This is a genomic window from Cloacibacterium sp. DMC96, assembly GCF_056313765.1.
Map to the genome: position 1 here is coordinate 1609144 of NZ_JBQUZQ010000001.1, position 12844 is coordinate 1621987.

11 protein-coding genes and 4 tRNA genes are annotated in these 12844 nt (G+C 32.9%); 3 read left to right on the forward strand and 12 right to left on the reverse strand.

The features are described 5' to 3' along the window. Window positions 1-3: 3 nt before the first annotated feature. Window positions 4-90, forward strand: a tRNA-Ser gene (locus tag ACT53I_RS07175). 30 nt (window positions 91-120) lie between these two features. Here ACT53I_RS07175 and ACT53I_RS07180 read toward each other — a convergent pair. The 8 genes from ACT53I_RS07180 to ACT53I_RS07215 form a co-directional block, all read right to left on the reverse strand. Beyond that, on the reverse strand, window positions 121-1158 hold the full coding sequence (locus tag ACT53I_RS07180; RefSeq protein WP_476079064.1) for an NAD(P)/FAD-dependent oxidoreductase: 1038 nt from the start codon (window positions 1156-1158) through the stop codon (window positions 121-123). A 64-nt stretch (window positions 1159-1222) separates the two neighbouring features. Continuing rightward, window positions 1223-2320: a type IX secretion system ring subunit PorN/GldN gene (gene porN, locus ACT53I_RS07185; protein WP_476079065.1), complete on the reverse strand. Its 1098-nt coding sequence runs from the start codon at window positions 2318-2320 to the stop codon at window positions 1223-1225. Between the two features lie 36 nt (window positions 2321-2356). Then, window positions 2357-3925: a type IX secretion system motor protein PorM/GldM gene (gene porM / locus ACT53I_RS07190; protein ID WP_371487407.1), complete on the reverse strand. Its 1569-nt coding sequence runs from the start codon at window positions 3923-3925 to the stop codon at window positions 2357-2359. Window positions 3926-3973: 48 nt separating this feature from the next. Continuing rightward, window positions 3974-4660, reverse strand: a complete 687-nt coding sequence (gene porL, locus ACT53I_RS07195) for a type IX secretion system motor protein PorL/GldL (protein WP_476079066.1) — start codon at window positions 4658-4660, stop codon at window positions 3974-3976. 44 nt (window positions 4661-4704) lie between these two features. Continuing rightward, entirely contained in the window at window positions 4705-6114 is a 1410-nt protein-coding gene (porK, locus tag ACT53I_RS07200) for a T9SS ring complex lipoprotein PorK/GldK (protein ID WP_069799438.1), read from the reverse strand. 113 nt (window positions 6115-6227) lie between these two features. Continuing rightward, window positions 6228-8078, reverse strand: a complete 1851-nt coding sequence (gene glmS / locus ACT53I_RS07205) for a glutamine--fructose-6-phosphate transaminase (isomerizing) (protein ID WP_476079067.1) — start codon at window positions 8076-8078, stop codon at window positions 6228-6230. Window positions 8079-8085: 7 nt separating this feature from the next. Next, window positions 8086-9627 (reverse strand): DUF4270 domain-containing protein, encoded by a 1542-nt coding sequence (locus ACT53I_RS07210; RefSeq protein ID WP_476079068.1) that lies wholly within the window; start codon window positions 9625-9627, stop codon window positions 8086-8088. A gap of 25 nt (window positions 9628-9652) precedes the next feature. Continuing rightward, complete coding sequence (locus tag ACT53I_RS07215) at window positions 9653-10423, reverse strand: glycogen/starch synthase (RefSeq protein ID WP_476079069.1); 771 nt, start codon at window positions 10421-10423, stop codon at window positions 9653-9655. A 112-nt stretch (window positions 10424-10535) separates the two neighbouring features. On the opposite strand from ACT53I_RS07215, the gene panC reads away from it, so the two are divergent. Beyond that, window positions 10536-11378 (forward strand): pantoate--beta-alanine ligase, encoded by an 843-nt coding sequence (gene panC / locus ACT53I_RS07220; protein ID WP_476079070.1) that lies wholly within the window; start codon window positions 10536-10538, stop codon window positions 11376-11378. Between the two features lie 91 nt (window positions 11379-11469). Here panC and ACT53I_RS07225 read toward each other — a convergent pair. The 3 genes from ACT53I_RS07225 to ACT53I_RS07235 form a co-directional block, all read right to left on the reverse strand. Further along, a tRNA-Lys gene (locus ACT53I_RS07225) sits at window positions 11470-11542 on the reverse strand. A 45-nt stretch (window positions 11543-11587) separates the two neighbouring features. Then, a tRNA-Leu gene (locus ACT53I_RS07230) sits at window positions 11588-11670 on the reverse strand. Window positions 11671-11706: 36 nt separating this feature from the next. After that, window positions 11707-11779: transfer RNA gene (locus ACT53I_RS07235), tRNA-Lys, on the reverse strand. Between the two features lie 89 nt (window positions 11780-11868). On the opposite strand from ACT53I_RS07235, the gene ACT53I_RS07240 reads away from it, so the two are divergent. After that, window positions 11869-12390 (forward strand): shikimate kinase, encoded by a 522-nt coding sequence (locus ACT53I_RS07240; RefSeq protein WP_476079071.1) that lies wholly within the window; start codon window positions 11869-11871, stop codon window positions 12388-12390. Here the strand turns inward: ACT53I_RS07240 and ACT53I_RS07245 are convergent. Then, on the reverse strand, window positions 12368-12799 hold the full coding sequence (locus ACT53I_RS07245; protein WP_476079072.1) for an RNA-binding S4 domain-containing protein: 432 nt from the start codon (window positions 12797-12799) through the stop codon (window positions 12368-12370). The genes ACT53I_RS07240 and ACT53I_RS07245 overlap by 23 nt on opposite strands. Between the last annotated feature and the right edge of the window lie 45 nt (window positions 12800-12844).

A 12844-nucleotide genomic window follows, 5' to 3' on the forward strand; every position in this document is an offset into this window, starting at 1 on the left:
AAAAGAAAGGTGTCCGAGTGGTTGAAGGAGCTACCCTGGAAAGGTAGTATACGGGTAACTGTATCGAGGGTTCGAATCCCTTCCTTTCTGCAAAAAATCCGCAAACTATTGCGGATTTTTTTATTGAAATCTTTTTAAATCTACTTCTGGATGAATTTCTTCGCCGTTTTCTAAATGATGATAAAGGTTAATGGAGAAATAACTTCCATTGAGAATTCCTCTTGCTCCCAATCCATTAAACACATATAAATTACCAAATTCTGGATGATTTCCTATAATCGGTCTTCTATCTTTAACCGTAGGTCTAAATCCGAATTTCACCTCTTTTACTTCGAAATCATGAGGATAAAACGCTGCTAAAGCATTGGTAAGTTTTTCTACCGCAGCATCGTCAATTTTATGATGGATTTGTTCACGATCATACGTTCCGCCGTAATAATAATTCCCATTGTTTAGTGGGAAAATAAAATGCTTCTTTTTAATCGTAAACCCATCTTCTAAAGGCACAGAAAGTTGAACTTCTAAATGATGACCTTTATTCTGATGTACTGGAATTTCAGCAAAAAATGGGTTTTCTTTAACTGCCATTCCTTCGGCAAAGATTATTTTTTTAAACGAAATATCTTTGTAGGTAGAATCATTTGGTTTCAATAACTGATAATCAAATTTTTCTTTGATAAGATAATTTTGACTTTCTAAAAAGTTCATCATATCTGTGAAAAAACCACTTACATCTAACCGAGCCGATTGATTCACCACTCCACATTCAAATGGATTTTTGACAGAATTAAGTTTTACAAAATCTTTGGAAAGAAAAGGTTTCAAATTTTCGTCATCTGATTTTTTCAGCCAAAGTTCTTTCTCTTTTTCTTCATGAAAAACTCTTAGAATAGGTTTTTCTATCAAGTAATTTTGACCTGTATATTGTTTTATTTCGGTCATGGTATTTTTAAGAGAATCGATTTGTTTTTGCGCCAACCAAAACGTGGTAAAACGTTTAAGAACTGCAGGATTTATCATTCCTGCAGAAACCATTGATGCACTTTTTTTGCCTTCGGTAAAAAGTAAAAATGATTTGTTATTTTTAATGAATTGATGCGCTAAAAACATTGCTGCATAACCATCTCCTACGATAATATATTCTACGGATTTCGTCATAAATTGTCAATAAAAAAACCTAAGCAAAGATACTTAGGTTTTTGTTTATATGAGGATATTTGGATTAATAATTCCACATATCATTTTCCATTTCTAGAATTTGATTTTTAATTCTGTCAGATTCTTCTAATTGTTCTTCAGCATCATTAGGAATATAGTCTTTAATGATTCCTGTTCCTAAACCATTGTCTGATTTATAAATAATTGAAGAAAATCTTCTAGCATTAAGAATATCATCATAAGTTAAATCTGAAGATAAGTTTTTACTATTGAAAACTACTGAGTTTGCAAGAACTTCTCTAGCATCTGGATAATACACCCAGAAAAGATCAATTAATTCATCTTTGTTACCTAAAGAAACACCATCTGCAGTTTTTTCTGCCATCATGGTAGGATCTGGTCCCATCGCAGCAATACCTAGAAGTCTGTATTTCATTTGACCATCTCTTCTGTCTACGTACCACATTCCTTTAACTTTAAGAAGTTTTACGCTTTCAGTTTTAGTTTCAATAACGTCTGTTCCAGCTTTGATATCTTCTGGAGTAAGTTTTTCTCCAGCATTTCTTTTATCAATTAACCAGTCAGATTCTTTAGTTACTGATAACCTTTGCTTAATTGCTTCAGGAGCAAGCTTGGTCATGAACATTTCATCATCATACACTTCTTTAATATCACCACTCATGATGTTGTCAATCAACAATTGATATAAAGATTTATTTTGAGAAACAATTCCATCAGCATTATGATAAAAAGGTTGATTGATTTTTTCATTCATATCAATAATTTCCCAAACAACCATACTTCTTAGCACATCCTTTTCATCTATATAACCATAGCTAATAGGTTTATTTCTAGCAGAAATAACTGAATCACCTTTTTTAACAGTGCCAATCTCTCTGTATACTCTGAAAGCTGCAGGAGATTTAGCATTTAATATAGATAGTGAGTTAATAGGCTCTAAATCAGCTTCTGGTTGTGCTGTAGCTGTAACTTCAGTATTAACATTAGGAGTAACAGGAACTGCTTCAACTGCGGGAGCTGGAGTTTCTTGTTTAGCAACTGTAGTTTTTTTAGCAGTTCTCTTCTTCGTAGTTCTTTTCTTTGTCTGCGCGTCTACAGAAAAAACACTTAATGCTAATAGTAAAATTAAAATCTTTTTCATTTTAATGATATGATATGTATATTCTTAATAACTAAATTATTGAACATTTATTACAATAGGACTGATTTTTTTCAGAGTTTGACCTCCTAAACCAGTTGCAGTTGCTTGAATACCTGCAATGTAACAAATATCTCCTGATCTTAGGTTCTTAGTAAGACCTGCTACAGAACTTAATGAGTTACCATTTACAAACATCGCAGCTTTTCCTGGAACCTTAAATTTGAAACCTGTTACTTCAAATGCTACAGGGAAATCGAAATCTGGAATGGCAGCACCAACTGTTTGATTAGCAATAGAAGTTGCTGGCATTGTAACCTCGTTTTCACCTCTAATTTGTCCTTGAGGAGCTGGAACATTTTTAATTCTAAACTCAAATTTCTGAGAAATAACTTGACCTTTAGGCCCTTTTCCTGAAATGGTTAATGTAGTAGAATTACCTGAACCTGGAGTAATTACCCAAGAACCTCCACCTTTTTTAGTAACTGTTCCACCAGTTGCGGTAAGTGTAGTTTGGCTATTATCAGCACCAAGGATAGAACCAGAAATTGGATTCTGAACACCACGGTATAAAACGTTCATTTTATCAGCAGATAATAAAGCTCCACTTTCGAATGCTACTTCTTTAGCACCAGGAACTACTCTATATGGATGAGAGAATTTGTATTCTAATTTTTTACCATTAGCATCATTAAATGAAACAATACCATTGAAAGTATATTCTCCTGGAGTAGAAGAAACTAATGATTTATAACCAATTCCGTTTTCTGTTCTGTCTGCACCAGCAACACCAAATCCTGGTAAATTACTGTCATAAGTCCCAATAAATACTTTCGCTTCAGCTGGTTCTCCTTGAATAATTACATCTGGAGCAGCAACTACCGCTTCGAAAGCATCAAACTTGATATCTGCATCTACTTTTTCTCTTAACATTAGAGAAAGAGCGTCTGACTGTAAGTTTCTAGCTTCTGACTGAATTACCTCTAAATTAGAAAGTGCAGCAATTAAAGGCTGATTATAAAATTTGTATTGTATCCAGTTTTTACCTTGTTTTTTATAAGGTGCATCATCAGTTGATAGTCTTTTTTTAGCTCTCTCTACTACAGAAACTAAATCTTTATTGTTTCCAAAATTTTGAATGATGTAGCTTTGAAGCGCAGCCATTTTAGACTTTAAATCCTCAGAATTTTTAGTTGGTAATTCTGCATCTCCACCTTTAAAGAACTTTTTAGTTACAGCATCTGTATTGTTTAAAGAAGAAAAATTATCTTCTACATTTTTGTTAGCATCAAATCCTGCTTCTGTTTTTAATTGTCCTTTTATATTTTCAATAAAATCTACTAACTCATCAGCTTTTGACTTCATTCCTTGGTATTGCTGACTTGCCAACCCAAAGGTTTCAGGTGAATTATCAGCTTTAGCCTTTAAAGTGATTTCAAAGATTTTATTTTTCTCTTCTGCTGATCCTCTAGAATCAGTAAGAGATTGATTAGTATCTTGGTATGATCTGATGATTTCTTGATCTATCTGCATTGCAAGCATCGCAATGAAAACCAGATACATCAGGTTAATCATTTTCTGACGAGGTGTTTGTTTTCCTTTTGCCATTTTAATTCTTTTTTTTAAATTTTTATTGATTAAAATATTGAAAGAAAATTAAGCTTTCATTGCAGAAAGCATACCTCCGTAAACTCTATTAAGATTATTTAAATTAGATGTAAGACCTGCTAATTCATCATTAAATTTCTGAGATTGGTCTGCAGATTTTTGGATATCTTCTACATACTTTTTACTCATTTCGCTTTGTGCTTTACCATGCTCTAATTGTAGTGAATACAATGCATTCATACTTTCTAGGTGACTAGCAGCTAAAGTTAATTGATCATTATATTTAGTAGTAGCTTGTGATACATCTACAGTAGAATTAATTTGTTCTACAGAAGTTGAAAATTTATCAATTCCTGTTTTTAGTCTTTCGAATAATTCTACATCTAGTTTAGCATCAGCTAACATTTTATCTAATTTATTTGACAAGGTAACGTCTAAGTCAGAAGTTTCTACCGCAGCTACTTTTCTAGCTTTTGGCTGTGCGTCTGCATCTAATAATTCTGGATAAACATTTTCCCAAGCATATGAAGCTTCTTCTTTTGGTGCATCAAATGCGAAGATTAAGAAAATTAAAGCTTCTACCCCTAACCCGATTGCTAGAATCCAAGTACCAGTTAATGGCCCAATATTCCAGTGATTTAACTTAAATAATGCTCCCAAAATTACAACAGCAGCACCTGCTGAATAAATAAAATTTAAAGTTGTGTCTTTAGTTTTAAACGGATTCCCAATCATACCTTTGATTTTTTAATAGTTTTTGATAATTTAATTTTTACTTTTTATTTGCTTGATCTTCTCAATCTAGCTGTTCCTGCAGGAACGTCTTGAATAGTTCTAAAACCAATATAACTTCTTGCAGAATCTTTTCTTTCCCAGTCTCTATAGCCTGTCATTAATAAGTAACCTACATCTTTCCAAGAACCTCCTCTTACAGATTTTTTAAGTTCTCTGTAGGCTTGGTTTGATAAGTAAGGATTTAAAGTTGACGAGAATTGATACGTAGAGTTGCTGTAAGGAGACTCCGTCCATTCTGCAACGTTTCCAGCCATGTCATATAGACCAAAACCATTTCTATGGAATCTTTTTACTGGAGCTGTATATGGATAAGTTCCTTTCTTTTCATCTTCTATATAATTACCTCTTTTCGGTTTAAAGTTTGCTAAATAACAACCTCTATCATCTGTAAGATAAGGTCCACCCCAAGGATAAGTTGCATTTTCTAGACCACCTCTTGCTGCGTATTCCCATTCTGCTTCTGTTGGAAGTCTAAATTTCATAGGATTGTCTCCTCTTTTTTTACCAGATTTCACGTAGTCTCTTTTTGCTTTCGTTTTATAATCACAAAAAGCTCTTGCTTGATCCCAAGTTACTCCTACTACTGGATAGTCTTTATAAGCTCTATGCCAAAAATATCTATCAAATAAAGGTTCGTTATACGCATAGTTGAAATCTTTAACCCAAACTGTGGTATCTGGATAAACAGCAATGCTTTCTTTTTTAAGATAACTTGCACTTCTTGTTTTATCTTTTACCGCAGTTGCTATATCTTCCCACTCGTAAGAATATTTTAATTTTTGGGTATCTAATAATCTTTCGTTATTAATTCTTTTAGCTGGTGGTAAGTAAAGAGATTCCATTACTTCTGCATATTTTTCGTCAGGATATTGACCAGTTTTCCAGTATAATGGCACTCTCCAATCTAATTTTCTAGAATCATTGTACCCATCTCTATCACCTTGAGCTTCTAAATATTTTTGATATGCGTTTGCATCATCACCCGCTTTTTTAGCTAAAAAAGCATATCTCCCTATTCCATCTTCATTGGTATCATCACCTGCAGCTTCTGCTAATAATGTTCTTGCAATAGAGTCTCTTACATAGTTTACGAAGAGTCTGTATTCTGAATTGGTTACCTCTGTTTCGTCCATAAAAAATGAAGAAACGGTAACGGTTTTCAGAGGAGCTTTTTCTGGTGTTGCGGTAAAGTCTGCATCAGCCTGCCCCATTACGAAAGAACCACCAGGAATGGCCACCATACCGTAAGGTCTTTGAGCCTCAAAAGATTTTTTACTTTCTTTTGGCACCAATTCTCCTCTAGAGTCTGGTTTTCCAGAGCTTGCTCTTCCTCCACCTTTAGAACATGAAACCACAAAAGATGCTGCAAGCATCAAAAGAAACATTCTTTTCATTATACTATTATAGTTTAAAGCGGTAAATATATAATTAATTTTTTTTTTAACAAATCTTTAAGATTTTTTTTAAACGAAAATTAAAGTAAAATATTTTGTATCTGATTAAAAATTTATTCTACTGTTACAGATTTCGCAAGATTTCTTGGTTGGTCTACATTCGCACCTCTGTAAACCGCAATGTAGTAAGCTAATAATTGCAACGGAATAGATGCTACTATTGGCGAGAAACATTCTGAAGTTTCCGGAATTTCTATTACATAATCTGCCATAGAAGCAACTTGCTCATCTCCGTAATTTACTACAGCGATTACCTTACCTTTTCTTGCTTTAATTTCTTGAACGTTACTTACAATTTTATCATAATGACCTTTTTTAGGAGCAATGATTACAATTGGCATATTTTCGTCTATTAAAGCGATAGGACCGTGTTTCATTTCTGCTGCAGGATAACCTTCTGCATGGATATAAGAAATCTCTTTCAACTTAAGTGCTCCTTCTAATGCTGCAGGGAAATTAAATCCTCTACCTAAGTATAAAAAATTGGTAGAATTCACAAAATCATGCGCAATTTCTTTCACATAATCATGTGTAGATTTTAGAACCTCCTCTACTTTTTTAGGAATATTGTCTAACTCCGTGATGAGTCTCATGAACTCTGCATTACTTAGATTACCATTATGCTTACCTAATTTAAGGGCGATAAGTGATAAAATAGTTAATTGAGCCGTAAATGCTTTGGTAGAAGCCACTCCAATTTCTGGACCAGCATGAGTATAAGAACCAGCATCTGAGAATCTTGCAATTGATGAATCTACCACATTACAAATTCCATAGATAAATGCTCCTTTTTCTTTAGCCAATTTAATCGCTGCCATAGAGTCTGCAGTTTCTCCTGATTGAGAAATGGCTACTACGATATCTTTTTCGGTAATGATAGGATTTCTGTATCTAAATTCTGAAGCATATTCTACTTCTACAGGAATTCTTGCAAATTCTTCGATGAGATATTCCCCGATTAAACCAGCATGCCAAGAAGTACCACATGCAATGATGATGATTCTTTCAGCTTTATTAATTCTATCAAGGTGATCCCAAATTCCAGCCATTTTTATAATGCCTTCGTTTACAAGCAATCTACCTCTTAATGTATCTTGAATAGATTTTGGCTGCTCGAAAATTTCTTTTAACATGAAATGTTCATAACCTCCTTTTTCTATTTGTTCTAATGATAATTTAAGTTCTTGGATAGCAGGTTCTATCTTTTCATTTTCTTTGATGCTTCTAATATCTACACCATTTTCTAATGAAATAGTAGCCATATGTCCATCTTCTAGATAAACCGCTTCTTTAGTAAATTCCACAAACGGTGAAGCATCTGAAGCGATAAAATATTCTTTATCTCCTAAACCAATTGCCAATGGCGAACCTAATCTTCCTACTACTAAAACTCCTGGATAATCCTTGTGCATTACTGTAATTGCATACGCTCCATAAACTTCGTTTAACGCATATCTTACTGCTTGTGGAAAATCTACATTTTGAGTATCTAAAATATATTGAATAAGATTAACTAGAACTTCTGTATCAGTTTCAGATAAAAAAGTAAAACCTTTGCCAATAAGCATCGTCTTAATCGTATCATAATTTTCTATAATACCATTATGTACCAATGCTATTTTACCATCGTTAGAAACATGTGGGTGAGAATTTCTATCGCTTGGAACTCCGTGAGTTGCCCATCTTGTATGTCCCATCCCAATATGAGAAGTTCCTTTTAAGTTTTCTGAAATGTCAACTAAATCAGAAACTTTTCCTTTAGTTTTCTTAACCTCAAAATTATTATTTTTATCTTCAAGTACAATTCCTGCACTGTCATAACCTCTATATTCTAATCTTCTCAAGCCGTTGATAACAATATCATAAGCATCTTGAAAACCTGTATAACCTACAATTCCGCACATAGTTATATTATTTTTTTGAGTAAATTACTTTTAATTGAGCTTTATACTGAGCATTATTAGCATCAGATCCTACTAAAACAATTCTATTTGGAGTATAAGCTTTAGTAGTATAATCTGTTCCTAAAAGAGCTCCTGTAGAACTAGAAGTTTGGAAACTTCCTATATTTATAGATATAGGCTTATTAGCTTCTTCTTTTTCTATAATATTTTTAACAAGTTGAGTAATGCTTATTTCATAATAAGCAGGATTTTTATCTAAATCTACGGCTTTTACCATTTTATAAACTCCAGAATAAGCAAAAATATCTTTATCTGGGAAAAACGAAAATGTTGTACTATTGTCTGTTCCAATCGTTTTAATCAAAGTAGCAAAAGTATCTGGTTTTGCATAAGAATTATTCCACAATGCAAGATCTGAATACAATCTAATTTTAGCAGAAAGTAATCCTATTTTTTCGTTCTTATATAAGTTTTTAAGCTGAGCAATGGCAGCATCTGGAATTACTATTTCAGCACCTGGACCGCCCATTCCTTGGAGGAAAAGTTTAGTGTCACCATTGGTATTAGGTGTGCTTGAAACGTAATTTAAGAAAGTATTGCTACGGCTATATTGTATTTGATTAAAATGAACATTTGCAGAACCTAAATCTAAGGTATAGGATCCATCCGTCCTAGAGGTAGTGTTATTTTCAGTTTTATCATATTTATAATAAATAATCACAGACAACTCATTTGGATTGAAATTAAAAATATATCCATCATCTTCTGCAACTGAAAATTTCAAACCTCTAAAATATCTAATAAAACTTGCAACGTCTTTTAGTTCAAATGAGCCTTTTTTATTAATAATTTTAGATTGAAAAAAGTCTTTATCTAAAGCAATTCTTAAACCGGCATCTCTACTGAATAATTCAGAATTATCAGAGTCTTTGGTAATTTTTATGGCTCTAAGATATCCATCAAATGATTTGGTTCCTAATAAAGCTCCAGTGTTTACTTGTTGGTTAGAATAAAAATTGGTTTCTGTAGAATATAAGAAATCAGTTACTTCATGTACGTTGATGGTAAAATTTCTTTTCGCTTTACCATATTTTTTGATTGGATAACTGGTTACAACTTTTTTTGCTGGAATATTATCTGGGTGTATGTAATCATCATAAGTTTTAGTCACCACAGAATCGGTTGCGGTTTGATAAAACGGTTTCATTTGTAAAACTACTGAATCTACTACAGCATTTGCACCAAAATCTGGATCATAAGAAGATAATCTCACCTGAGTGACATATGATGACTTTTGCATTCCGAAGTTAGACTCGTCAAAAGCACCTAATGTAGCCTCAGACAATCTATTATTATCTGCTTCTACTATGTCATTATTATAAACATTGTAGGCTACTACATCGAAACTTGCTTCTGTTCCTTGAGCTGTACCGTTTTGGAAAAATTGCATTCCTAATTCGTCTGGCTCTGATTCACAAGCTACTGTAATAGCAGCTCCCGAAAATAAAATAAAAAATAGCCTAAAGATATTCTGAATTTCTTTTATCATTTAAGTAATTATATGTGATTTGTGATTAGTAAATTTCGCTTATAGAACCGCCGTCTACATATTCGTTTTTAGGTGTTTTAGATTCTTCAAAGGCCTTGTCTAATTTTTCTTCTAAAAATTCATCTCCTTTTACAATAGTATCTACCAAATTCATACTTTCTATTACAAAACTTTGGATGGTAGGTTCTTCTAATGCTTTAAGGTTTTCAATATTATCAAACTTTAATTTTTCAGTAATATTGTCACCTAGAGATAAATCTTTTTCATTGTACACAGAAAGCACAAGTTGAGTATCGTTAAAATAAGAATCTGTCTTATAGTAATTTTTAAGGTAAATCGGGATAAATGACGCCATCCATCCATTAAAATGGATAATATCTGGAACCCAATTTAGTTTTTTAATGGTTTCAATTACACCTCTTGCAAAGAAAATTGCTCGTTCATCATTATCATCAAACGGTTGATTATCTTCATCCTGATAATATTGTTTTCTCTTGAAATATTCTTCATTATCTATGAAATAAACCTGCAATCTTTCTCCTGGCAAAGAAGCAACTTTTATGATTAAAGGCTGGTCTAAATCATTGATAATGATATTCATTCCAGATAATCTAATCACTTCATGCAACTGAAATTTTCTCTCGCTGATAAATCCAAATCTCGGCATAAAAACTCTTACGTCATTGCCTTCTTGGTGCATCTTCAGTGCCATCTTGTTCACCATCATCGCCATATTACTATCTTCCTGATATGGAAACATCTCTGTGGTGACGTATAAAATCTTTTGATTCGGCATAATATTTTTTTCTTCTCTATACAAAGACGGTTAATTATGCAAAAATACAAAAAAATAACCGAATTTCTTTTAATTAACAATTTTTTATAACTTTACCCTAAATACAATTTTTATGAAAGTTCTGAAAAGCAAAAAAACACTGATTGATTATGTTGAAAGACAGAGAGAAATGGGTAAAAAGATAGGATTTGCCCCAACAATGGGCGCACTTCACCAAGGTCACCTTTCTCTTTACAAAGCTGCTAAAAAAGAAAACGACGAGGTTATTTCTTCCATTTTTGTAAACCCTACCCAATTTAATAATCCAGATGATTTTCAAAAATACCCGAAAACCTTAGAAAAAGACTTAGAACTTTTAGAAAAAGCAGGTGTAGATGCAGTCTACGTTCCCAATGTAGAAGAAATGTATCCAGATGGACTGAACAGTAAAAAATATAATTTTGGTGGTTTAGAAAACGAAATGGAAGGCAAATACAGACCAGGTCATTTTGACGGAGTAGGAACCATCGTAGAAGAACTTTTCAGACAAGTACAGCCACACAATGCTTACTTTGGCGAAAAAGATTACCAGCAATTAGCCATTATCAAAAAAATGGTAGAAAAAACAAAACTACCCGTAAAAATTCATGGAGTTCCGACTTTAAGAGAAGAAGATGGACTTGCCATGAGTTCTAGAAATGTAAGACTTACAGAAACCCAAAGAAAAGAAGCAACAATCATCTACAAAACACTTACAAAAGTAAAAGAATGGTTTAAAGTGATTTCTCTGGAAGAAATTAAACAAAGGGTGACTGATATTTTTAGAAATTCTAATTTCGAATTAGAATATTTTGTCATTGCAGATGAAGAAACGCTTAAAGAAGCACATGCTATCGATGAAGATAAAAAATACAGAGCATTTATAGTAGCGTATGCAGACACGGTAAGATTAATAGACAATATGCATTTAGGATGAAAACAAATAAAAAGCCTTCAAGTTACCTTGAAGGCTTTTAAACACCAAATCACAAAATATTAATATGAAAAAAATTTACTTTCGTAAATTGTGACCTGGCTGGGATTCGAACCCAGGACCCATACATTAAAAGTGTATTGCTCTACCAGCTGAGCTACCAGGTCTTTGAAATTTATAAAAATTTCTAAGTTTTTATTTTTTGCTCTTCGTGCCTACGACTGGACTCGAACCAGCACATCCTTAGGAAACCACCCCCTCAAGATGGCGTGTCTACCAATTTCACCACGTAGGCAAAAAAAATCCGTAAAGGGTATACGGAATTTTGTTGTGACCTGGCTGGGATTCGAACCCAGGACCCATACATTAAAAGTGTATTGCTCTACCAGCTGAGCTACCAGGTCTCCTTAACATCTCTGTTAAAAAGTGGTGCAAAGATACGCCTTTTTTTAAATTCTCAAAATTTTTTAAGAACTTTGTGCAAAATAAAATTATGATTATTTCACTTGTAGGCTACATGGGAAGCGGTAAATCTCACATTTCCAAAATATTGGGAGAAAAAATAAATTTTAAAATTTTTGACCTCGACAAAGAAATTTCTAAGAAAAAAAACATGACTATACCCGAAATTTTTGAAAAAAAGGGTGAAATCTACTTTAGAAAGTCAGAAAAAGAAACTTTGGAAGAGCTACTTGCAACCCAAGAAAATTGCATCATCAGTCTAGGTGGTGGTACTCCAGTTTACTACAATAACATGGAAATCCTTAATAATAACTCTATCACCATTTATCTGAGAGCAAATATTGGCACACTGGTTCAAAGATTATCTAAACAAAAAGAAAAAAGGCCTCTTATTGCGAGAATAAGTGACGAAAATTTACCAGAATTTATCGCCAAACACCTTTTTGAGAGAAATATTTTTTACAATAAAGCACAATACGTTGTAGATACCGACCGTAAAACGCCAGAAGAAATAGTAGAAGAAATTACTACTATTCTTCAGCTACATCCTTAAAGAAAGAATCCCAATCATCTTCTGTCATGGAAGTTTCATCATGGTCTGTTTCTAAGAAATCATCCATGTCTCTTCTGTCTTTTTTGGTTGGCCTTCCTTCTCCTTTGGTACGGTAATAATCTTGAGACATTTTTCTGAGTTTCAGCAATTCATATTGCTCTTTCTCGGTCATGTCTGCTACATGAAGGGCAACTAATTTGGCTCCTATTCTACTTTTGGGAATTTGTAAAACCTTAATTTTATAGTCGATTTGATTTTTTCTTATCTTGATAATATCTCCTTCTTTTACTTCTTTGGAAGATTTTACGCTATTTTCTCCTATAGAAACTCTATTTTTCTTAATTTCTTCGGCTGCTATATTTCTTGTTTTGTAAAACCTAATACTCCATAAAAATTTATCAATTCTCATAATTTATTTATACTTTTGCAGTTATTGAAAATATCGAGCAATTTA

Coding starts and splice junctions, on each gene's coding strand:
- ACT53I_RS07180 (WP_476079064.1), bottom strand. CDS start 1,158: ATGACGAAATCCGTAGAATATATTATCGTAGGAGATGGTTATGCAGCA.
- porN (WP_476079065.1), bottom strand. CDS start 2,320: ATGAAAAAGATTTTAATTTTACTATTAGCATTAAGTGTTTTTTCTGTA.
- porM (WP_371487407.1), bottom strand. CDS start 3,925: ATGGCAAAAGGAAAACAAACACCTCGTCAGAAAATGATTAACCTGATG.
- porL (WP_476079066.1), bottom strand. CDS start 4,660: ATGATTGGGAATCCGTTTAAAACTAAAGACACAACTTTAAATTTTATT.
- porK (WP_069799438.1), bottom strand. CDS start 6,114: ATGAAAAGAATGTTTCTTTTGATGCTTGCAGCATCTTTTGTGGTTTCA.
- glmS (WP_476079067.1), bottom strand. CDS start 8,078: ATGTGCGGAATTGTAGGTTATACAGGTTTTCAAGATGCTTATGATATT.
- ACT53I_RS07210 (WP_476079068.1), bottom strand. CDS start 9,627: ATGATAAAAGAAATTCAGAATATCTTTAGGCTATTTTTTATTTTATTT.
- ACT53I_RS07215 (WP_476079069.1), bottom strand. CDS start 10,423: ATGCCGAATCAAAAGATTTTATACGTCACCACAGAGATGTTTCCATAT.
- panC (WP_476079070.1), top strand. CDS start 10,536: ATGAAAGTTCTGAAAAGCAAAAAAACACTGATTGATTATGTTGAAAGA.
- ACT53I_RS07240 (WP_476079071.1), top strand. CDS start 11,869: ATGATTATTTCACTTGTAGGCTACATGGGAAGCGGTAAATCTCACATT.
- ACT53I_RS07245 (WP_476079072.1), bottom strand. CDS start 12,799: ATGAGAATTGATAAATTTTTATGGAGTATTAGGTTTTACAAAACAAGA.